The organism is Anaerococcus hydrogenalis DSM 7454 (assembly GCF_000173355.1).
GTDB lineage: Bacteria > Bacillota > Clostridia > Tissierellales > Peptoniphilaceae > Anaerococcus > Anaerococcus hydrogenalis.
Genome location: NZ_ABXA01000003.1, coordinates 28496 through 49680, shown reverse-complemented (window position 1 = coordinate 49680; position 21185 = coordinate 28496). Strand labels below are relative to the sequence as shown.

The following is a 21185-nucleotide window of genomic DNA, read 5'->3' as shown; positions in this document are numbered from 1 at the left end:
GATTTGATGTCTTTTTCAAAAAGATGTAAAAAAGAAATATTAAAAAAAGAGCCTGAATATAAAGAGATTGATATGGAACTATTAGCCTACTTTTATTTTCAAGGCTCTATTAGGATTGTTAAAAATTCTTACCAAATTTTATTTAAGGCTAGTGAAAATATAGAGGCAAGATATATTTATAAAATTATAAAAGAAAAATATAAGTATTCTCCGGCTATGGAGATACAAAATAAGAGAAAATTCTCAAAGGATAGGTCATTTATAGTTTTAGTAGAAGATAGCCTTGTTTCTGATAAGATTTTAAAACTTGCTGATCAGTATGATCTTTACGAAATGGAAAAATTTTATGAGAATTTGAAAACAAGGGAGCAAAAAAAGATAATTTTAAAGTTAGCTTTTTTATTAAAAGGCTCAATAAACGATCCTTATAGGGGCTATAATCTTGAGATAAATCTCCAACAAAAAGAAGAGGCCCTATTAATTGGAAAAATTATGGAAGATTTTTCTATAAATCCTAAATTAAACTTAAGAAATGACCTATATTGTGTTTATATAAAAGATTCAGATAAAATATCAGATTTTTTGGCTATTATTGGGGCTAATAAGTCTCTTTTTGACCTTGAAAATGTTAGAGCAATGAAATCAATAAGAAATGACATAAATAGGCAGACAAATTTTGATAAGGCAAATATAGATAGGACTGTAAAGGCAGCCTTTAGGCAGATTGATGCCATAAATAAATTAAAAGATAAGAATATTTTAGAAAATTTATCTGAAGACTTACAAGAAATATCAGAACTTAGACTAACTTATCCCTACATTTCCCTAGAAGAATTAGGAAAAATGATGACACCAGCCCTTTCCAAGGCAAAGGTGAATTATAGGTTACAAAAACTTATAAAACTTGCAGAAAGTGAGGATTAATGACAAATAATTTTACCCACCTCCACCTTCATACCGAATATTCTCTTTTGGATGGCTTTACCAAGATAGATAAATTAATGGAAAAATTAAAAGAATATAAGATGAATTCATGTGCCATAACAGACCATGGAAATATGTATGGGGTTATAGAATTTTATAAAAAATGTCAAGATAATGGGATAAAACCCATAATAGGATGTGAAGTTTATGTAAGTGAAAATGATCATAAGATAAAAAATCCTCAAAATAAAAGATATTATCACTTAATACTATTGGCAAAAAACAATAAGGGCTATCAAAATCTAATAAAAATAGTGTCAAAGGCCTACACAGAAGGGTTTTACTATAAACCAAGAATTGACTTTGAAGTTTTAGAAGAATATAAGGATGATATAATCGCCCTTTCTGCCTGCTTAAATGGAGAAATAAACCAAAGGATTTTAGAAAATGATATAGAAAAAGCCTATCAAACAGCCCAAAAATATTTAGACTTGTTTGGTAGGGAAAATTTTTACTTAGAAATTCAAAATCACGGATTAAAAGAACAAAAAATAGTAAATCAAAACTTACTAAAAATTCATGAAGATTTAAAAATTGAAATGGTCTGTACAAATGATGTCCATTATGTAGAAAAAAATGATTCCTTCTACCAAGACGTTTTATCTTGTATACAAACAGGCTCTTTTTTAGAAGATGAAAAAAGGATGAAGATGCCATGTGATGAATTCTATCTAAAAGATCAGCAAATGATGAGTGAAATTTTTAAAGATTTTCCAAGAGCCTATGAAAACAGTCAAAAAATAGCAGATATGTGCAATGTGAAATTAGAATTTCACAATCCCCATCTTCCATACTTTACAAAAGTTCCAGAGAATATGACAAATTTAGACTATTTAAAATATTTGGTAAATAAGGGACTTGCAAAAAAATACGGAAAAGTTGATGAAAAAATTCAAAAAAGAGCTGAAAAAGAAATTTCTGTAATAAATAATATGGGCTATGTTGATTATTTTTTGATAGTTTGGGATTTTGTAAGATATGCAAAGGATAATAAAATTGCAGTAGGACCAGGAAGAGGTTCTGCTGCAGGATCTATAATTTCTTATGCCCTAGATATTACACAAATTGATCCAATCAAATACAATTTACTTTTTGAAAGATTTTTTAAACCCAGAAAGAGTGTCCATGCCCGATATAGATATAGATTTTTGCTATGAAAATAGGGATAGGGTTGTAGACTATGTATATGATCTTTATGGAAAAGACCACGTTTCACAAATTGTGACATTTGGAAGGATGAAGGCAAGAAATGCTATAAGAGATGTAGGAAGGGTAATGGATATTTCCTTTAAAAAAGTCGACAAAATTGCCAAATTGATTCCCCAAGCTATAGGAATGACCATTGATAAGGCTCTTGAAAATACAGAAAAATTAGCCTACGAATATGAAAATGACGTAGAGACGAAAAGAATGATTGATACGGCAAGAAATATAGAAAATCTTCCAAGACATACCTCAATTCATGCTGCAGGTGTTGTAATTAGTAAAGAAATTTTGACTGATATTGTCCCACTCGCACTTTCAAATGACCAAATAGTTACCCAATTTAATATGACTGAAATAGAAGAACTAGGCCTATTAAAAATGGATTTTTTGGGACTTAGAAACCTTACAGTAATTCAAGATACCATAAAAGATGTTAAAAAATATAAAAATATAGATATAAATTTGGATAATATTGATGAAAATGACCCTAAAGTTCTTGAACAATTTAGAAAGGCGGAGACCATTGGAATATTTCAATTTGAATCTGCAGGGATGAGAAATTTTTTGAAAAACTTAAAGCCAACAAGATTTGACGATTTGGTTGCCGCAAATTCGCTTTTTAGACCAGGTCCAATGGATCAAATACCAAATTATATAAAAAATAAAATGCACCCACAAAATGTATCTTATATAGACCCATCCTTAAAGCCAATCCTTGAAGTTACTTATGGAATAATTGTCTACCAAGAGCAAGTTATGCAAATAGTTCAACAACTTGCAGGTTTTTCTCTAGGAGAAGCTGATAATTTAAGACGAGCTATGAGTAAGAAGAAAATGAGCGTAATGGAGGCAAATAGGGAAATATTTGTCCATGGGAAAAAAGATGCAAAGGGAAATTATGAAGTTTTAGGTTGTGTAAACAATGGAATTTCAGAAAAAAATGCCAACAAGATTTATGATGAAATGATATCTTTTGCAAAATACGCCTTTAACAAATCACACTCTGCTGCATATTCTTTGGTTGCTATCCAAACTGCATACTTAAAATGCTATTTCAAAGAAGAATATATGGCAAATTTATTAACATCTATAATGGGAGATAGCTCCAAGGTATATCTTTATATATCAGAGGCTAAAAGATTGGGGATAGAAATTGTTCCACCAGATATAAATAAATCTGAAAGAAGGTTTATAGCTGAAAAAAATAAAATAATTTTTGGAATGTCTGCTATAAAAAATGTTGGTGATAATCTTATAGATTTGATAGTAAAAATTAGGGATGAGAAAAAATATAAGACCTTTAAAGATTTTCTAGAAAGAATTGAAGCAAATGATCCAACAGCCTTAAATAAAAAAGCCCTAGAATCTTTAATAAAATCAGGTGCCTTTGATTCACTTGGTTACAAAAGATCAGAACTAATAGCAGTTCATGAAACAGCCCTTCAATCAATCCATGACAATGAAAAAGTAAATCTAAAAGGACAAATGAACCTACTTGATTTTGACCAAAAAGATCAAAACGAACAAGATGATATAAAATTTCCTCCTGTAAATGAATACAAAAATAAGCAAAAACTTAGTCTTGAAAAGGAGGTTTTAGGTTTTTATATATCAGACCACCCTCTAAACTCACTTAGTGATAGGGTAAAAAAATATACAAATTTTTCAACAGAAATTTTAAGTGAATTAAGGCCAATTGATCTTGATAAATATGATAATAAAGAAGTAGTAATGGCTGGAGTAATTACAAACAAATCTGAAACTATGACTAAAAAAAATACCTTAATGGCTTTTTCTACGCTTGAGGATATGTATGGATCAATAGAGATGATAATTTTTCCAAACATCTATAAAGATTTTAGAAATGTTGTTGAAAATGATACACTAGTTATGGTTAAGGGAAATCTTCAATCAAGTGATGATGAGTTGAAATTGATTGTATCAAATATAAAAGAGATAGATGAAAATTCTTTTAAAAATTTATATATAAAAATGGATTATATAAGGTATAATAAGATACGAAAAGATTTATTAGATAATCATGGCACAACGCCCGTGATAATTTATTTTACTGACAAGAAAAAGACAGTCAAGCTTGATGAAAGTTTGTGGATTGATCAAAATTCAGATATAATAAATTATCTAAAGTTAAAGATTGGAAAGGATAATGTTAAATTAAATTAAAGGAGATACTATGAAGACAATAGGTATACTTACTAGTGGTGGAGATGCACCAGGAATGAATTCAGCGATTAGAGCTGCAGTAAGAACAGCCCTAAACAATGGAATGAGAATTAAAGGAATTAGAAATGGTTATGATGGACTTATGAAAGGTGATATATATGAAATGAACGTATCATCAGTAGCAGACATCATACATAAGGGTGGTACAATTCTAGGAACAGCAAGATCTACAGAATTTAAGCATGCAGAAGGTCAAAAAAGAGGTGCTCAAATTCTTAGAGACTATGGAATTGAAGGACTTATTGTAATCGGTGGAGATGGATCATATAAGGGAGCAAAGGCCCTTAGTGATTTGGGAATTAAAGCTATAGGTATTCCAGGAACTATTGATAATGATATGGGATATACTGATTTTACAATTGGATTTTTTACTGCAATTGAAACAGTTACAGATGCAATTGGAAAATTAAGAGATACTTCTTCATCTCACGGTAGAGCAGTTGTAATTGAAGTTATGGGACGTAACTGTGGAGATTTAGCTCTATTTTCAGGACTTGCTGGTGGAGCAGAATCAATAATAGTTCCTGAGCATAAGTTTTCAATCGATGAAATAGTTGAAAAAGTAAACCATGGTAGAAAAAGAGGAAAATTACACCACCTAATAGTTCTTGCAGAAGGGGTTGGCAATCCATATACAGTAGCAAAAGAAGTTGAGGAAAGAAGTGGTGTTGAAACTAAAGTTACAGTTTTAGGTCACGTCCAAAGAGGTGGATCACCATCAGCAACTGATAGGCTACTAGGATCAATTATGGGTGCAAAGGCCGTTGAATTATTAAAAGAAGAAAAACAAATATTGCACTAGGATATACAGGTGGTAAAATTACTCAAGTAAGCCTAGATGAAGCTGTTTCAATAAAAGGCGACTTTAACGAAGGTCTATACGCATTAGCAAATAAATTGTCAAAATAGAAATAAGTGGAGGATTATTATGAAACCAGATATTTTAAAGAAAACAAAAATTGTATGTACAATAGGTCCAGCTTCAGAATCACCAGAAGTTTTGGAACAATTAGTAAAAAACGGAATGAACGTAGCAAGATTAAACTTCTCTCATGGATCTCATGAAGAACATCTTGAAAAAATCAAAACAATTAAAAAACTAAGAAGAAAATTAAATGTACCATTGGGACTAATGCTTGATACAAAAGGACCAGAAATTAGAATTGGTAGATTTGAAGAAAAAGAATATTTTTTAAAACCAGATGATATTTTTACAATCACAACAAGAGATATAATTGGTAATAAGGATATAGTTTCAGTTTCTTACTCAGGACTTCCAAATGATGTTGAAAAGGGATCAATTATTTCTGTAGATGATGGTTTAATCCAACTTGAAGTTATGGAAATAAAAGACGGTACAGATATTGTATGTAGAGTTCAAAATAATGGTGTAATTTCAAATAACAAGGGAGTAAATCTTCCAGGCAGAGTTACAAATCTTCCAGCAATTACTCCAAAAGATGTTGATGATATAAAATTTGGTATCGAAAACGGTATCGATATGATTGCAGCATCATTTATAAGAAAAAAAGAAGATATTTATGATATAAGAAAAGTACTAGAAGATCACGGTGGAGAAGATATTTTAATTTTATCAAAAATAGAATCACAAGAAGGTGTTGATAATATTGATGAAATTATAGAAGCAAGTGATGGAATCATGGTTGCTAGAGGAGACCTTGGTGTAGAAATTAGAACAGAGCTAATTCCATTAGTACAAAAAGAAGTAATAAGAAAATGTAATAAGGCTGCAAAACCAGTAATTACTGCTACACAAATGCTTGATTCAATGCAAAGAAACCCAAGACCAACAAGGGCAGAAACAACTGACGTAGCAAATGCAATTATAGATGGAACAGACTGTGTTATGCTTTCAGGAGAAACAGCAGCAGGAAAATATCCAGTAGAAGCTGTAAAAACAATGAGAGATATCTGTATAACAACAGAACTTTCTGATGACTTCGAAGAAAATATCTACCAAGCAGAAATTGATAGAAAAATTACAACAACAAATGCTATTTCAAAATCAACATGTACAATAGCTAGTCAATTAAATGCAAAAGCAATTATTACCTGTACAGCATCAGGAAATACAGCAAAAGCAGTTTCTAAATTTAGACCAAAAACAAACATTATAGCATGTACAATTGATGAAAAAGTTGCAAGAAGACTTTCAGTTTCATGGGGTGTATATCCAGTAATAGTTGAAAAAGCACACGAAACAGACGAACTAATCGAAAGAGCTATAGTTGGTGCTTTAAAAGAAAACTATGTACAAGAAGGAGATATCACTGTACTAACAGCTGGAATTCCACTAGGAGTATCAGGAACATCTAACCTTATCAAAGTTCATGTGATAGGAGATATAATTGCAAATGGTACTGGTGTAGGAAATAAATCTGTATCAGCAAAAGTTGTAGTTGGATCTACAAAAGAAGAACTTGAAGGAAAATTTGAAGATGGAGATATAATTGTTGCAAAATACACAGACAAAGATATCAATGAATTTATGGAAAGATCTTCTGGAGTAATAGCTGAAAACGGAGGATTAACAAGTCATACAGCAGTAGTATCAATCCACTTTGGAATACCTGCAATCTTAGGTGTAAAAGATGCAACAAGTTCATTAAAAGATGGAGATGTAGTAACAATTGATCCACTTGGAGGAATAATCTACAAGGGAGAAGCAAAGGTACTATAATGCGAATAAAAGATATCAAAATAGTTGATATCCTACAAGATGGCAGGGGAGTTGGAAAAGCCGATTCTAAAGTTTATTTTATAGAAAATGCTAGTTTCGGCGAAATTTGTGATATAGAAATAACAAATGAAAAGAAAAATTTTATAGAAGCAAAAAAATAAAACAAAAAACAAAGCTGTCATTATAAACAACCACCATGTCCATATTATTATGAATGTGGTGGTTGTTCTATTATGGATATAAATTATAAAAGTCAAATAAAATTAAAAGAAAACCTAATAAAAAATGCTCTACTTAAATCTGCAAAAATAGAATTAGAGGATATAGAAGTTCTTCAAAGTAAAGAATTTTCCTATAGAAATAAAATAAGACTACAAATTACAAAAGATGGAAAACTTGCCTATAATAAAAAATATTCAAATGACCTTGTAGAAATAAAAGATTGTCTATTGGCAAAAGATTTAATTAGAGATAATTTAGGACAAATTGAAACCATAACAAAAGAAATTTCAAAAAAATATCCAAATAGCCTAGAAGAAATAACAATTAGAGCAAACGATGAAGAAATTCTTTTAAATATAAAAATAAAAGACGATAAAATAATTCCGTATATAAAAAAGCAATATAAAAATTCATCTTTTAATATTAACCTAATAAATAAAAAGAAAAAGTAAATATTTCGGGCAAAGACTATTTAATTTATAATCTTTTTGGAAAAAAATTCAAAATATCTATGAATGATTTTTACCAAGTAAATGACTATATGACAGAGAAATTATACAAAACTGCCAAAGAATTTTTAGGTCAAAATCAAAAAGTCCTAGACTTATTTTGTGGATCAGCAACAAGCTCAATTGCCATAAATGGTAATCATGTAGTAGGAATAGAAATAAATAAAAATGCTATAAAAGATGCGAAAGAAAACGCTGAATTAAACAGATTAACAGATTATAAATTTATAGCTAAAAATGCAAACTATATAGATCATAAATTTATAAAAAAGAAAAATAGACGCCATAGTTCTAGACCCGCCAAGAGCTGGTCTTGATAAAGAAATAATAAAAACTATAGCAAAAACAAAAATTAAAAAAATTGTCTACATATCCTGTAATCCACAAACACTAGCTAGGGACATAAATAGGTTTCAAAATCAAGGATATAAATTAGAAAAAATAAAGGGATGCGATATGTTTTCTCAGACTATGCATGTGGAGAGTGTGGTTATATTATCAAAACTATATGCAGAGCACAAAGTAGAGTTATAAATAAGCGAAAATGAATTACAGAAAATAGAAGTTTTAAATGATCAGACCTAAAAAGAATAACAAGAATGTTCATTGGATAGATTAGGTTTTAAAGTTTCAAATATTTACATAGCCAAGTAAATATAAAATTATAATGCAATCTATAAAGATGAAAAGGCAGTAGCCTCTATCTCCATAGGAGAAAGTAAAGACTATTTAAGACGCTTTAATTGGCTTGGGACGATTTGAAACTAGAAAATGATATAAACTGAATTCAATTTTTACTTGTTATAGATAAATATTATTATATCTATTACGATGGAATTATCAATAAATTAATTAATAATATAAAGTATAAATTAGTTAGTTTGATTATATTAATGTAGATAAAATATTTGAAGTGCATAATACAACTTCAAAATAATATAATAAATTGGAAGGTAGAAAATGAGTAGAAGTATTAATTTAGAATCATTATATCAAATGATAAATAATCCAAGTATATATCAAAGAGAGAATATTATGAAAAATTTTTTGGGAACACTTGATGATGAAATTCGTGATATTTCAAAAATACAAATAAAAAATAGAGAACTGGAAACTTTTAAATCGTTGTATGAGAAAATAGGTAATGAATTAACTGACGCACAAAAAAATGGATTTTATTATGGATATAAGAATAGTAAATCCATCAACCAAGAATTTGATTTAATAAGATTTACAGCTGGAAAAACATTAAATATAGAATTAAAGTATAAATATCAGAAAGGTGGAAAAAAACAATTAGAATATGATTTAAAGCGTCAAAATCATATTCTACTAAATTGTACAGAAAAAGTATATAATTATGCATATGTTTTGAGCGATGAGAAACTATATAAATTATATTTGAATAAAGATAGTGATAGTAATGATGATTATATACTGAAAGAATCTAATTTTTCTAATCTGATAAGAGATATATCTGAAGATTATAGCAATATTAATTTGCTTGAAAAATTAGTTCCTTCAGATTTAATAATATCTCCTTATAGTGAACCTGAAAAGTTTACAAGAAAATCTTATTATTTAAATGATAAACAGCAGTTAATAGTCAAAAATATTTTAAAATTTGACAATAAATATCATTGTGTATTAGGTGGAGCTGGAACTGGAAAATCATTGGTAATTTTTGATTTAGCAACAAAGTGTATGAAAATGAAAAAGGATGTGATTTTAGTATTTTGTGGGAAATTAGAGAATTATAGTGAATTAAGTAGTATTCATAAATTTGATATTGTAGAAATAAAATCTATAAATAATGATATTTCTAAACTCAAGAAATATGATGTAGTTCTATTTGATGAGTTTCAAAGAATTAGAGAGGAGAATTATGAGAAATTAATAAAGTTGAATAATGAGTTGGTTGTCTATAGTGTAGATAAAGTTCAAACATTACATCATAAAGAAGTCTTAATAGATATTGAAGAAAAACTAATAAATAACAGTAGGGTAAAAAAGCATAGATTAGGAGAAAAAATACGTCAAAATAATGAAATGTCATGGTTTATCAAGAAATTATTAAATCCTAAAAATAAAAAAAGTCAGCCTTCTAATTTTAATAAAGTATCAGTTAAATATTTTGATAATAAAGAAACAGCATCAAATTATATTCATCATATGAATAAGTGTAATAAATTTATTCCAATAGAACTAACAGAGTATCGTACTAAAACTACTGGTAAAAAACAAAGGGATAATTTTTTGTCTTTTTCAAAAAAACACTCATGATGTTGTTGGTAAGGAATATAATAATGTAATTGTAATATTTGATGAATATATAGTTTATGACGACATCACCGCTTTATTGAATTCGAATTATAATAAAAGTGATGATTATAGCCATTATCCATACATTGAAAGAAACTGTTATTTTGAAGCTTTAACTAGAGTTAAAGATAAGCTAGAGATAGTTATTATTAATAATCCTAAATTATATGAAACAGTTCTTGAAATATTAAATTGGCGAAAAAATTCTGCTAGTAAGGTAAATGAGGAGCTTAAGAGAGAAAATGAAGTATTAAAAGAAAAAATAAGAGTTTAGAATCAAAGCTATCACAACTTATGAAAAGATTAGAATAATTTAATAAATAATTATAATTAAAATGAGTATTAATGAATAATCCTTTGCAATAATCATTACTGAAATATTATCCACACTAGATTTCAATAATCATATTAAGCTGGAATTTTGATAAGAAGAACAATTGGAAATTTAATTTCAAAGTATGAAATATACAAAGATATACAGGAATATTTTATAGAAAAGCTTGGTTTTAGAGTATCAAAACTTTATATAACACTGGAAAAAATATGTATTAAATGAAATAGAAAATTATAATGTTAATGAAAAGAAAAATCTAGTAATACCACGGGTAGGAGAAAATAGATTAAGCAAATATTGGATTTTAGTATTAAATGGACTAAAAGAAAGAGGGTTAGAAGATGTATTAATTTTCTCAACAGACAATCTACCAGGATTTAACCAAGCAATAGAAGCAGTATATCCAAAAGCAGAAATACAAAAATACATAATCCATCAAATAAGAAACTCAACTAAATATGTGTCATACAGAGATATAAAAGAATTAATGAAATACCTTAAATCAGTATACAAGCCACCAACAGAAGACTTAGACTTAACAAATCTAGGAATCTTTGAAGAAAAATGGGGTAAAAATTACCCAATGTGTGTAAACTCTTGGAAAAACAACTGGGCAGAATTATCCAAATATTTTAAATATCCAGAAGGAGTATGAAAACTAATATATACAACAAATGCAATGGAAAACTTCAATAGGTAACTAAGAAAAGTTACATAAAACAAGCGTTGATAACAATGGGAAGGAACATAAGAATGTTCGTATTTGTCTTCTAAGCTCTTAAAAGCAAAAAGTCAAGATAAAAATAAAAAGTCTATATTATGGCAAATAGAAAGAATTAAGACAGATGACAAAGCTAAGTCAAATAGGAAAGACATAACAAAGGTGCAGATAGATAAATATCGGCAGTCTTCGGACTGCCTTTATTCTTTGTTAAATTTGCAGTATTTACTCATGTAAATAAGTCTAAGATTCTTTAAAATATAAATATAAGAAAATTAGAATTATTGATAGGAGGTTTATATATGAATGTAATCGAAGTAAAAAACATGAGTAAAAATTTTAAAAACAAGAAGCTTTTTAATAATTTTTCCTTAGAGATTGAAGCAAATACGGTCCATGCAATAGTTGGACCAAATGGTTCCGGCAAGACTTCTTTGCTTAGGATACTTACTGGTCTTTATGAAGAAGATGGTGGCGAAGTTAAGATTAAGGGAAATCATGCGATGTTACTTGAAAATGACTACTTGTATGAAGATAAGACTGGACTTGAAAATATTAAATTATACGGTTTGTATTTTGGATATGGTCTAGATAATTATCAAAAATATTCTGACTTGTTAGAAATTACAAATGATCTTGGTAGAAATGTTTCGACATATTCTAAGGGTATGAAGAGAAAATTATCTTTGTTAATTATTGTAATGATGAATAGGGAGATAATATTTTTAGATGAAGTAACAAGTGGAGTAGATCCAATATCAAGGGTCGAGATAAGAAAGCTTATTAAGCTTCTAAAAGATGAGGGTAAAACAATAGTAATTACAAGTCATGATCTTTCTGAAATTGAAAAAGTAGCCGATAAAGTATCTATGATAAAATCAGGAGTCTTACTTTTTACGAAAAATATAGGAGAAATTAAGGGAGAGAGCTTAGAAGATTTATTTATAGAGGAAGGTACAAAATGAATGATAAGATGAATATTAATAGGGCTTGTCGCTATTATTTAACTAAAGATAAAGATTTTATTTTGAATTTATTATTATTTACCTTGATTTCCCTTGGCTTTATTTTTTTACTATATAAGGGGATGTTTAATTCAAGAGGAAATGATTATATTGTATTGATGCTATACGTGCTAATGCTTGGCATTTCACTGATTATGTCTAATTCTATGGTTGTAAATTTAACAGTCAAGGATAAACTAAATAAACGTATTGAATTTATCCTAGCATCAGGAATTAATATAAAAGATGTGATTAAAGCCTATGCAATAGAAATGTGGAGACTATCTTCTATAATTCCATTTTTATTATTTTTCCTATCTTATGTCCTCTATGACTATAAGATTGAATTTAAGTGGATTGTAGGCATATTTGTTACAATGATAGGAATGACATATTTTGAAATCCTATTTTTTAACCTTATATCTTTATCCCAAAAAAACTTTAAGTTTTTCAAAAATATAGTTTTCTTTGGAACTACAATTCTAATTTACATGATAGGCACATTTTCAGAGAAGATTCTCTTATTGATAGAAAGATATAATTTAAACCTTATTTATATCATTCTAGGAATAAATATAGGATTAGGATTAATATTTGCAATATTTTCTATGAAAGATTTGTCTAAAATGAATAATGAATCTGTAATTAATAAAGAAGGGTCATGGTCATGAAGTTAGTCATTAACGATTTAAGAAAACTTTTAGACAAAAATGCCTTATTAATGTCTCTTATGGCACTAATCTGCTCCTTTATGGCTTTGTTTTTTGCTGATGTAGGAAGTCAAGAAATAAATAAGGTCATGAATATAGTTAAAATTGATGGGATTTTAATACTTTTTGTAATGTTTGGAGTAGAAATCGCTAAAAATACCTTGGTATCAGATAAGATTAGTAAAAAGCTTGAATTTTTACTTGCAAATGGACTTTCTATTAAAGAAATTCTAATTAAATATTTGTTTAGTATCTATTTAGCGACATTAATTATAGTCCTTCCAAGCTTTATATTAAACCTAGTTAAACTTGATCTAAGCTTAACCATTGGTATAAACTTAATTACATCAAGTTTTCTTTACACTCTAATAATAGTTTTTGTAATTCTTAATACTAGAAACATGAATAAAGTAAATTCTCTCCAAATTCGTTTGATAGGACTATCCTTAGTAGTCTTGATAAGTTCTTACCTAGTATATAATTTTACAAATTCCTTGCCTGGCTACTTGATAACTAAGCTTTTGATTTTAGGATCAGTAATTATAATTTTGGGTATAAATACTAATAAAGAAAGGATTGTAGTTAGCTACTATTAGATATGTATAAGAAATTAGAAAAAATTTTAATCAGCCATTTAATGATAATTTTATTTTGGGGTCTTCTTTTTAAAAACAATATGTTAATAAAAGAGGGCCCGATTTTAAATGCAGTTTCACTTATTTTATTTTTTACTTTATATGGACTTATATACACAGAAATTTCAAATAAAAAGATATCAGGAAAATTTTCTATTTTAGCTATACTCACATCACTTTTGCCACTAAGCTTGATTTTAATAAATGCTTTACCTTATAAGTTTCTATTCGCCCTTATAAGCATAATTTCGACAAGCCTATTTATAAAAAAATACCTGGTATTGGAGAATATAAAATATATAAACATCTTGCCAATATCTAGAAAATCTACACAAATATTTACTATTGGACTTGTATTTTTTATTTTTGCAGTGATTTATTTATTTGATATAGGAACGGTAATGATAAATATATTTATCCAGATAATTTTCCTTATTACAGAGTTCTTATTTATTCTATTTTTAAAGGAAAAAGAATTAGCATATGATAAAACTTTCAAACTCTATTACCTGTCAGATTATATGGCGAGCGAAAGAGATGAATTTGCAAGAATTATCCATGATGATATTATCCAAGACATATTTGCAAGTAAAAATTATCTGTCTTCAAAAAATCCTGATATAGAATATACTAAAAACATTCTAAGGGAACTTGAGAAAAAAGCACGAAATATAATGAAATTCTATCAATCTTCTTTATTTGAAAAAGCAAATTTGGAAACATCGCTCTTAGCTATATTTGATAATGTAAGTTCACTATATCCAGATAAAAATATTGAAGTTACCAAATATATAGATAGTGATCTAACAGAAGATAAAAGATTAATTAGGTTGATTTCAATAATATCAAAAGAACTTATAAATAATGTTTATAAGCACTCAGATGCGTCTTATTTAAACTATAAATTATATAGGAAGGAAAGTCTTATAGTTATAGAAATGGATAGTGATGGAGCAAGCTTAGATGATTTTAATAAAATTAAGGAATCAAAAAGAGGAGTATTGCTTCTTAATCTTTTAATAGATTCAAATTCAGGAAATATTTCTTACGGATTAAACAAGGGAATACTTTCAACTAAAGTTTCCTTGGAGGTGGATAGAAATGAAAATTATTTTGCTTGATGACCATAAAATTTTTGGTCAGTCTATAAAGATGCTTTTAGAAGAGCAAGCAGATTATATCTCATGTTCTTATGTATCTGATGCTCAAAAGTTTTTAAAAATGATAAAAGAAGAAGCTTATGATATTTTCTTAATTGACATAAATTTAAAAGATGATAAGACAGGTCTTGATTTAATTAAAGACTTGGTAAATGATAATCCAAAACAAAAGATAATAGTCTTAACCTCCTATGATTTAGATAATTACAAGGATATGGCTTTTGACTTAGGAGTAAAGGATTTTATTAATAAGTCTATAGAAATTGAAGAACTTTTAGAAAGAATAAAAAATGTATATAAAGGAAAATTCAAGAAAATAGATAAGTACATTGCTGATCCACTGACTAAACGAGAGATAGAAGTACTTGAAGAATTAATAAAGGGGTCAAGCAAAAAAGATATTGCGGCTAAGCTTTTTATTAGCGAGAGAACCCTTTATAACCATATAGCAAATATATACGATAAATTAAGGGCTAAAAATATTGTTGAAGCCTATAATAAGGCTATGGAACTTGGATATATCAATCCAGTCATGTAAAATTTATTGATTAAAAATATTTGGAGATTAGAATATTCTATCTCCAATTTTTTTTGTGAACTTTGCAGTTTTTACTCATGTAAAATAAATAAAAGTATTGTATCCTATAAGAAGAATATAAAGCTATTCTAATTAAGTAAATGGTTGCTCTTTTAGATTTTTCATATGGAGGTAATTATTTAAATATTAATAAAATATTTACTGAAAAAAATTTGTTGAAATTCCGGAATTTGAATAATAGTAAAATCAATAAATATCGAGATTGTGGACTTAGGTACGCTTGTAATGATTGCAGAAGTATGGAAATGAAGTTAGGATCAACGATAGATGAAAAGATAAGTTGTGTTAGGAGGTTAGTATGGGCATATTAAGTTTAAAGCATATTTCAAAAAAATATAATGCTAAATTAGCCTTAGATGATATTAATCTAAGTTTAGATAAAAATGAAATTATTGGCATTGTAGGACCAAATGGCGCTGGCAAAACTACATTATTTAGGATTATTATGGGTCTGATAGAGCCAACCGATGGTGAAGTAAGATTATGGGGAAGAAAGTTAGATAGCTGTGAGATAGGAAAAAAAATTAGCTATTGCTCAGACGGAGATAACCTTTATGAAGATTTAACAGTAAAAGAGAATTTAGAATTTATTGCTAGATGCTATAGCATTAAAGATAGTGATAAAAAAATTGAACATTTATCTATGCTATTCGATATTCATAAGGAATTAGATAATGAAACGAAGAATTTATCTAAAGGCATGAAAAAAAAAGTAGCTTTAATCAGATCTATAATTACTTGTTCTCCTATAATTATAATGGATGAACCAATGAATTGGCTTGATTTAGAAAATCAGAGAAAACTAAATAATGTTTTAATAAAATTAAGTTCTAAATCTTTAATAATAATAAGTAGCCATAATCTATCTCTTATTGAAAATATCTGTGACAAGGTCATAATTTTAAATCAGAATTTAAAATATTTTGGAGATGTTAAAGGTATTAATGTGGATAGTATTATAAAGCTTAAAGTGGTTTGTGATAATAGTAATTTTGATATAAATGTAATTAAAAACTTAGATAATATTGAGGGCGTTTTGAAAGCAGAATTGGAAAAGAACATATTGTTTATTGAATTTGATAACAAAATAAGCAATGTTGAGAACAATATTATATCTTGCATTATTAATAAATATAATATTAATATTCATGAAATAAACCGCATAGAGAAAAAATTAGAAGATTTATATTTTGAAAAAGTGAGGTAATAAATGGTAGTAAAAGCTATTTTTTGGAAAGAACTTAGGAGTTTACAAAAAAATATTAAATCAAAATTTGTAATGACAGTTGGTACGATTCTGTTTATATTCTTATTACTATATGTAAAATCAAAAGCATCACATTTTTCACCTCAAATTTATAAAAATAACATAACATATATGACAGCAATCATTGGATATATTATATACATTTCAAATTTAAGATTCTGGTATGAAAAAAATATGGGTATGTTAGAAGTTTTATTTAGCTTACCAGCAAGCATAAACTTAATAATACTAGGAAAGATAATTTTGCCAATACTAATGAGTATAATAGTATCAATTATATTCTATGTTATTTCTTTCATTGTTGGTATTGTAATGTTCAATATAGAAATATTTTCTATAGTTCCTTTAATGGAGGTATTAGTAATCTCTACAATATTTCAGATATTTTATTCAGTGATAAATTGTTATGCAATGTGGTGTGCTAGTCTGGCTTATGCTAAAACTATTCAGTTTATATCTGTTATTATGTATTTAGGTTCTATATTTACCATGTATATAGTGCCTAATGATTTTAAAATATATAATTGGATAGGAACATGGATAATACTAATGGTTATTGGATTATACGCGATTATTTGTTATCTTAAAATAACTAAAGAAAGGGCAATAAATACATTGTCTATCTAAAAAGCCCAAGCAAATATTTTGCTAAGTTATTCATCTTGTGTAAAGTATTGGTACAATAAAAATCTATTGATTCCTTGCTTTCTAAAAGCTAAATTAATTTTATTAAAAGAATTTGCCAATAGTTAAAGCGTAGCGTATTTTAGGGGCTACAGATTAGCCTCTACTTGATTGTATCAATAGATGTCAATTTCTATCTAAATAGAGCTTAACTTAATTTTATATGACTTTAATAAACTGTAAAATTTTTATAATTTGAAGATAACTTACTATTTATTTTCCTAAGTTACCACTCTTCAAAATATATGGATAACTATGACAATATTTGATCCGTTCTTAGTGATATGACTTAACAGCTTTTTGTTATTTCTTGTATTTAGGATAGTGTTTTTTTCCATATTCATAGCCTAAATGCTCATCTAATTCTGCTTTTAAAAGTTCTTCCATTGTATCGCCTAGAAGGTCTTTTAGAGCTTCTTGAATATCTTGTACGCTTTGAGGCTCATATTCTTCAATTAACATTTTTGCTATTTTGCTTCTTTTTGTTTCTGGTCTTTTTCTTGGCATAAAAATTCCTCCTGATTAGTTATACTTCATTCTAAACAGGAGGTTTTCCATACACAGAATATTATATAATCTCACAAGGATAAAAAATTTTATTTAGAGGATTATCACTATTCAAATTCAAGCTAATTCAAAGAAGATATTAGGAAAGGAAGTAGTTACCTCTCTACTTCCTTTCCATAATAATTTTCATAGTTTTTCCTATACTGAACAAGGTCAGAAAATTGCTCTTTATTCAAAGAATACTCTTGCATAAGGGTATTCTTTTTTTCTTGCAATTCATCGAGTTTCGTTAATATTTCTTTTGTTTTTGGTAGTTTTTTATAGTTTTCTAAAATTTCTTTAGCGGCAATTTTATAGACGGAAAGTTCACTATAATATTCTTCAGCAAATTGTTTATCTTCAGGATTTTTCTTGTGGTATTTATAGATTTCACGATATTTATTTATAGTATTTATATTTTCCATATCTTGTGATAAACTCTTCATTTCAGGTTCAATTTTCTTTATTTTATCTAACAAGTCTTGTCTATCATCAGCAGATTTTTTGATTAGATCATCGAGTTGAGTGATTGAATTAATTCCTTGTTCTCTAAGTTTAATTATTGAATCAGCCATTGTTTTGATATTATGTTTTCTTGCCCAAACTTCATAACCTTTTGAGGATTGAGCTTTTTCATTAGTAGATATATCAATGACGTTTCCTACACGTTTTTTAATAGGGTTAGCTTTGTTTTTAATAGCTAAATCTATTCTTTCTTTGATTTTTTCCTCAGTATAATCTTCTCCGATAGTCTTAGCTCTTGTAAATCTTTGCTTATCTTTATGACGAAAAGCAATGTGTTTACCAAATTTAATTTCATAATCAAGAGACTTCATATTATCTAAAAACTCTTCCCACGATTTAGACTTATTAATCATTCTATCTATATCAAATTGCAGTTTAGACTTCCAAGAATTTCCTTTTTTATTTTGGTCATATTCATACCAGGATTTACCAGAAGTTTTATATTTTCTTTTGTAAGCTTCATAATATTCATCAATGACTGAAAGCTTATTTTCTTTACATAATTCGTCACTTTTATACCTAATTTTATGGTAAGTTTTTTTGTTAGATTGGTAGCACTTACCAGTCTTGTAATTAACATTATTAAAAATAATATGGTTATGGATATGTCCTCTATCTATGTGAGTTGCAAGAACAAATTCATAATCCTCTTTTAAAATTTTCTTACATAATTCCATTCCAATTTCGTGAGCTTTTATAGGATCAACCTCTCCTGGTAGAAAAGATTGAATTAAATGTCTAGCTAAGACTGTTCCTTTAGTATCATTATCTTTTCGAGTTTTTATAAATTGAATATGGGCAGTAGATGGATGACATTTGAATGAAGATACTAAGACTTTTTCATCAGTTTTTTCGCTCTTAGTAATGTAATCTATTGCTAAATTTAGAGTTGATTTTATAGGATGTATTTTTGTAATTGCCATATTAATCACCAGAACTTTCTTTTGATTTGTTAAGAAGTAGGGAATGGATCTGCAATATTTCTTTTGATAATTTTTCTATCTGTTTATTCATTGACTCGATTTCATTTTTGTAAATAACACCAGTTGTATAAGTAGCTTTTGCAATCTGGTTTATATTATTTGTTGCATTTGAAAGTAGCCATTGTAAGTTTCTAAATGGTTCTAAATCTACAACATAAATTTCTTTTTCTAATACACATTTTCTAAGAAAGTGGGACATAGTTTTGCAATTAGCAAGTTTCATTTTCTTTTCAAAAATTTCTTTTTCTTCATCTGTTAAATATATTTTTAATTGATTATTTCTTTTTCTATTATCCATAGTATATCTCCTTATCATAAAATATTGGGGTCTTAGGGTTCTCCCTAACAAGGTAAAATTGATAAAAAAAGAAGCAGTCCATAAAGGTTCTGCTTCATCAATTTTTCGTAAGTGGGTACTCACTTACTGTGCTTGCTATTAAAGCTATTAAAGTTATAAGCGTTAAGCGTGTATTCAGTTTTATTAATTATACCGCATTTAAAGAAATTAATAAAGAGGTATAAGCGAAGCTATTGACAATGATTATCAGTTCTGATACAATAATACCGACAAGAGCGTCGGTTTGGAGGTTATTTATGAAATGAAAATGGAAGCTGATGAAAGAAAAAAGCAGATTAGAGAAGCAACTATAAAAGTATTTTTAGAAAAAGGATTTAGAAATACAGTTATGAATGACATAATGGAAGCTACTGGGCTTTCTAGAGGTGGCTTGTATCATCATTATGGTTCTACCTATGAAATTTTATACGACATTATGGTAGAAGGAAATAAACACAGAGAGAAGATGATCTATGATGAGATGAATAAAACAAGTCAGGATTTTAGCGAAGTTTTATCTGAGATTATTTTAGAAAAAATGCTATATCAGAGTGACTATGTTTCAATTTATGCAATGTTTTTGCAGGAATTAAATCATGACGATAAGTTAAAAGATTTATATAATAAACTAAAAAAATCATCATCTGATAGTATTCTAATGTTATTTGATGAAGATGTAAGAGGTGAATTAAGTGAAGCTATCGAATTAATAACTGATTTGATTAACACATTTATTCTAGGTTGTGAAGTTCTAAATGCAAGAGAAAATTTTGTGAAGAATAAACTTGCATTAAAAAAAATGATAGTAATTATCTTAGATAATAATGCTTAGTAAATCTTAGGGTTTACTCAGAAAGAAAAAATATATCTTAAATTGGAGGTTTATATGAAATTAAAAGATATAGTACAAATTGCAGTATTAACAGTAATTGGTTTTGCTATTGGAATGGCTGTTTCAATGTTTACAGGAACACTTGGAGCTATCGCTCTTTATGCTTCAGCTGGATTTGCAGCTTTTGCTGTTGGACCAGTTTTTGTAATAATGGCAAAAAGAATTCAGAAGAGAGGAGCTGCAGCCCTATTTTGGATTATATATGGTCTACTATATTCAGTGATGGGATATTGGATTATGATTCCTATCTGCCTAGTTTCAGCAATATTGGCAGAAATTATAATAGGTGATTATAAAAATAATACGAAGGTAGGAATAGCATTTTCAGTGGCTATGTTTATTGTTGCTATGCATCCTATTATCTTTGTTAAAGTTTTAGGAGTGGAAGGAATAGTTAAGTTTGCGTCTTCTATAGGCAGAGAGCAAGCTGAGTGGATGGCGAGCTTTTATACGAATAAAGTAATAGCAATAGCTATGGGATGTAATGTAATATTAGAACTACTTGCAGGATGCTTTGGCATATATATAAACAATAAATTTTTTGAAAAGAGAAAAGAAAAAGGAATTTTGTAGTGAACAATTTTGGAAAAAGTAAGACAAA

At 27.9% G+C, this 21185-nt stretch carries 21 protein-coding genes and 2 pseudogenes; 20 read left to right on the top strand and 3 right to left on the bottom strand.

Features of this window, described 5'->3' with window-relative positions:
- The first annotated feature begins 6 nt into the window (after positions 1-6).
- From whiA to ANHYDRO_RS00690, 18 genes and pseudogenes are all read left to right on the top strand, one after another.
- The gene (whiA, locus tag ANHYDRO_RS00765; protein WP_004812420.1) at positions 7-924 is read left to right on the top strand and encodes a DNA-binding protein WhiA; all 918 of its coding nucleotides are present in this window, start codon (positions 7-9) and stop codon (positions 922-924) included.
- Positions 924-4374, top strand: a pseudogene (locus tag ANHYDRO_RS00760) (DNA polymerase III subunit alpha). Before whiA ends, ANHYDRO_RS00760 begins: the two are co-directional and overlap by 1 nt.
- 10 nt (positions 4375-4384) lie before the next feature.
- Positions 4385-5343 (top strand): annotated as a pseudogene (gene pfkA / locus ANHYDRO_RS00755) (6-phosphofructokinase).
- Between the two features lie 19 nt (positions 5344-5362).
- Entirely contained in the window at positions 5363-7135 is a 1773-nt protein-coding gene (gene pyk / locus ANHYDRO_RS00750; protein ID WP_004812413.1) for a pyruvate kinase, read from the top strand.
- Positions 7135-7296 carry a TRAM domain-containing protein gene (locus tag ANHYDRO_RS10185; RefSeq protein ID WP_004812411.1) on the top strand — a complete coding sequence of 54 codons (162 nt, stop codon included), beginning with the start codon at positions 7135-7137 and terminating at the stop codon, positions 7294-7296. Before pyk ends, ANHYDRO_RS10185 begins: the two co-directional genes overlap by 1 nt.
- A 72-nt stretch (positions 7297-7368) precedes the next feature.
- Positions 7369-7809: a hypothetical protein gene (locus ANHYDRO_RS10180; protein ID WP_004812409.1), complete on the top strand. Its 441-nt coding sequence runs from the start codon at positions 7369-7371 to the stop codon at positions 7807-7809.
- A 59-nt stretch (positions 7810-7868) separates the two neighbouring features.
- A complete protein-coding gene (locus ANHYDRO_RS11025) occupies positions 7869-8183 on the top strand; it encodes a methyltransferase domain-containing protein (RefSeq protein ID WP_004812407.1) in 315 nt (104 codons plus the stop codon).
- Positions 8143-8400, top strand: a complete 258-nt coding sequence (locus tag ANHYDRO_RS11020) for a hypothetical protein (protein ID WP_316244750.1) — start codon at positions 8143-8145, stop codon at positions 8398-8400. Before ANHYDRO_RS11025 ends, ANHYDRO_RS11020 begins: the two co-directional genes overlap by 41 nt.
- Before the next feature lie 426 nt (positions 8401-8826).
- The gene (locus ANHYDRO_RS00740) at positions 8827-10149 is read left to right on the top strand and encodes a DNA/RNA helicase domain-containing protein (protein ID WP_004812406.1); all 1323 of its coding nucleotides are present in this window, start codon (positions 8827-8829) and stop codon (positions 10147-10149) included.
- 76 nt (positions 10150-10225) lie between these two features.
- Positions 10226-10462, top strand: coding sequence for a hypothetical protein (locus ANHYDRO_RS00735; protein WP_004812404.1), 237 nt, complete (start codon positions 10226-10228; stop codon positions 10460-10462).
- Between the two features lie 283 nt (positions 10463-10745).
- A complete protein-coding gene (locus tag ANHYDRO_RS00730) occupies positions 10746-11177 on the top strand; it encodes a transposase (RefSeq protein ID WP_316244749.1) in 432 nt (143 codons plus the stop codon).
- A 368-nt stretch (positions 11178-11545) separates the two neighbouring features.
- Positions 11546-12208 (top strand): ABC transporter ATP-binding protein, encoded by a 663-nt coding sequence (locus ANHYDRO_RS00725; protein ID WP_004812397.1) that lies wholly within the window; start codon positions 11546-11548, stop codon positions 12206-12208.
- Entirely contained in the window at positions 12205-12918 is a 714-nt protein-coding gene (locus ANHYDRO_RS00720) for a hypothetical protein (protein ID WP_004812394.1), read from the top strand. The genes ANHYDRO_RS00725 and ANHYDRO_RS00720 overlap by 4 nt, the downstream gene beginning before the upstream one ends.
- The gene (locus ANHYDRO_RS00715; RefSeq protein ID WP_004812391.1) at positions 12915-13553 is read left to right on the top strand and encodes a hypothetical protein; all 639 of its coding nucleotides are present in this window, start codon (positions 12915-12917) and stop codon (positions 13551-13553) included. Before ANHYDRO_RS00720 ends, ANHYDRO_RS00715 begins: the two co-directional genes overlap by 4 nt.
- 2 nt (positions 13554-13555) lie before the next feature.
- Positions 13556-14713 carry a sensor histidine kinase gene (locus tag ANHYDRO_RS00710; RefSeq protein ID WP_004812389.1) on the top strand — a complete coding sequence of 386 codons (1158 nt, stop codon included), beginning with the start codon at positions 13556-13558 and terminating at the stop codon, positions 14711-14713.
- Positions 14694-15290 (top strand): response regulator transcription factor, encoded by a 597-nt coding sequence (locus ANHYDRO_RS00705; RefSeq protein ID WP_004812388.1) that lies wholly within the window; start codon positions 14694-14696, stop codon positions 15288-15290. Before ANHYDRO_RS00710 ends, ANHYDRO_RS00705 begins: the two co-directional genes overlap by 20 nt.
- Before the next feature lie 358 nt (positions 15291-15648).
- Entirely contained in the window at positions 15649-16557 is a 909-nt protein-coding gene (locus tag ANHYDRO_RS00695) for an ABC transporter ATP-binding protein (RefSeq protein WP_004812383.1), read from the top strand.
- 3 nt (positions 16558-16560) lie between these two features.
- Positions 16561-17244, top strand: coding sequence for an ABC transporter permease (locus tag ANHYDRO_RS00690; protein WP_004812382.1), 684 nt, complete (start codon positions 16561-16563; stop codon positions 17242-17244).
- A gap of 360 nt (positions 17245-17604) precedes the next feature.
- On the opposite strand, the gene ANHYDRO_RS00685 is transcribed toward ANHYDRO_RS00690, so the two are convergent.
- The 3 genes from ANHYDRO_RS00685 to ANHYDRO_RS00675 form a co-directional block, all read right to left on the bottom strand.
- Complete coding sequence (locus ANHYDRO_RS00685; RefSeq protein WP_004812379.1) at positions 17605-17808, bottom strand: hypothetical protein; 204 nt, start codon at positions 17806-17808, stop codon at positions 17605-17607.
- A gap of 155 nt (positions 17809-17963) precedes the next feature.
- Complete coding sequence (locus ANHYDRO_RS00680; protein WP_039913647.1) at positions 17964-19295, bottom strand: relaxase/mobilization nuclease domain-containing protein; 1332 nt, start codon at positions 19293-19295, stop codon at positions 17964-17966.
- 1 nt (position 19296) lies between these two features.
- Positions 19297-19653: a plasmid mobilization protein gene (locus ANHYDRO_RS00675; protein WP_039913645.1), complete on the bottom strand. Its 357-nt coding sequence runs from the start codon at positions 19651-19653 to the stop codon at positions 19297-19299.
- A 301-nt stretch (positions 19654-19954) separates the two neighbouring features.
- Here ANHYDRO_RS00675 and ANHYDRO_RS00670 point away from each other — a divergent pair, with 301 nt between their 5' ends.
- Positions 19955-20524 (top strand): TetR/AcrR family transcriptional regulator, encoded by a 570-nt coding sequence (locus ANHYDRO_RS00670; protein ID WP_004812374.1) that lies wholly within the window; start codon positions 19955-19957, stop codon positions 20522-20524.
- A gap of 54 nt (positions 20525-20578) precedes the next feature.
- Complete coding sequence (locus tag ANHYDRO_RS00665) at positions 20579-21157, top strand: MptD family putative ECF transporter S component (protein WP_004812371.1); 579 nt, start codon at positions 20579-20581, stop codon at positions 21155-21157.
- Positions 21158-21185: the final 28 nt, after the last annotated feature.

Coding starts and splice junctions, on each gene's coding strand:
- whiA (WP_004812420.1), top strand. CDS start 7: ATGTCTTTTTCAAAAAGATGTAAAAAAGAAATATTAAAAAAAGAGCCT.
- pyk (WP_004812413.1), top strand. CDS start 5,363: ATGAAACCAGATATTTTAAAGAAAACAAAAATTGTATGTACAATAGGT.
- ANHYDRO_RS10185 (WP_004812411.1), top strand. CDS start 7,135: ATGCGAATAAAAGATATCAAAATAGTTGATATCCTACAAGATGGCAGG.
- ANHYDRO_RS10180 (WP_004812409.1), top strand. CDS start 7,369: ATGGATATAAATTATAAAAGTCAAATAAAATTAAAAGAAAACCTAATA.
- ANHYDRO_RS11025 (WP_004812407.1), top strand. CDS start 7,869: ATGAATGATTTTTACCAAGTAAATGACTATATGACAGAGAAATTATAC.
- ANHYDRO_RS00740 (WP_004812406.1), top strand. CDS start 8,827: ATGAGTAGAAGTATTAATTTAGAATCATTATATCAAATGATAAATAAT.
- ANHYDRO_RS00725 (WP_004812397.1), top strand. CDS start 11,546: ATGAATGTAATCGAAGTAAAAAACATGAGTAAAAATTTTAAAAACAAG.
- ANHYDRO_RS00720 (WP_004812394.1), top strand. CDS start 12,205: ATGAATGATAAGATGAATATTAATAGGGCTTGTCGCTATTATTTAACT.
- ANHYDRO_RS00715 (WP_004812391.1), top strand. CDS start 12,915: ATGAAGTTAGTCATTAACGATTTAAGAAAACTTTTAGACAAAAATGCC.
- ANHYDRO_RS00710 (WP_004812389.1), top strand. CDS start 13,556: ATGTATAAGAAATTAGAAAAAATTTTAATCAGCCATTTAATGATAATT.
- ANHYDRO_RS00705 (WP_004812388.1), top strand. CDS start 14,694: ATGAAAATTATTTTGCTTGATGACCATAAAATTTTTGGTCAGTCTATA.
- ANHYDRO_RS00695 (WP_004812383.1), top strand. CDS start 15,649: ATGGGCATATTAAGTTTAAAGCATATTTCAAAAAAATATAATGCTAAA.
- ANHYDRO_RS00690 (WP_004812382.1), top strand. CDS start 16,561: ATGGTAGTAAAAGCTATTTTTTGGAAAGAACTTAGGAGTTTACAAAAA.
- ANHYDRO_RS00685 (WP_004812379.1), bottom strand. CDS start 17,808: ATGCCAAGAAAAAGACCAGAAACAAAAAGAAGCAAAATAGCAAAAATG.
- ANHYDRO_RS00680 (WP_039913647.1), bottom strand. CDS start 19,295: ATGGCAATTACAAAAATACATCCTATAAAATCAACTCTAAATTTAGCA.
- ANHYDRO_RS00675 (WP_039913645.1), bottom strand. CDS start 19,653: ATGGATAATAGAAAAAGAAATAATCAATTAAAAATATATTTAACAGAT.
- ANHYDRO_RS00670 (WP_004812374.1), top strand. CDS start 19,955: ATGAAAATGGAAGCTGATGAAAGAAAAAAGCAGATTAGAGAAGCAACT.
- ANHYDRO_RS00665 (WP_004812371.1), top strand. CDS start 20,579: ATGAAATTAAAAGATATAGTACAAATTGCAGTATTAACAGTAATTGGT.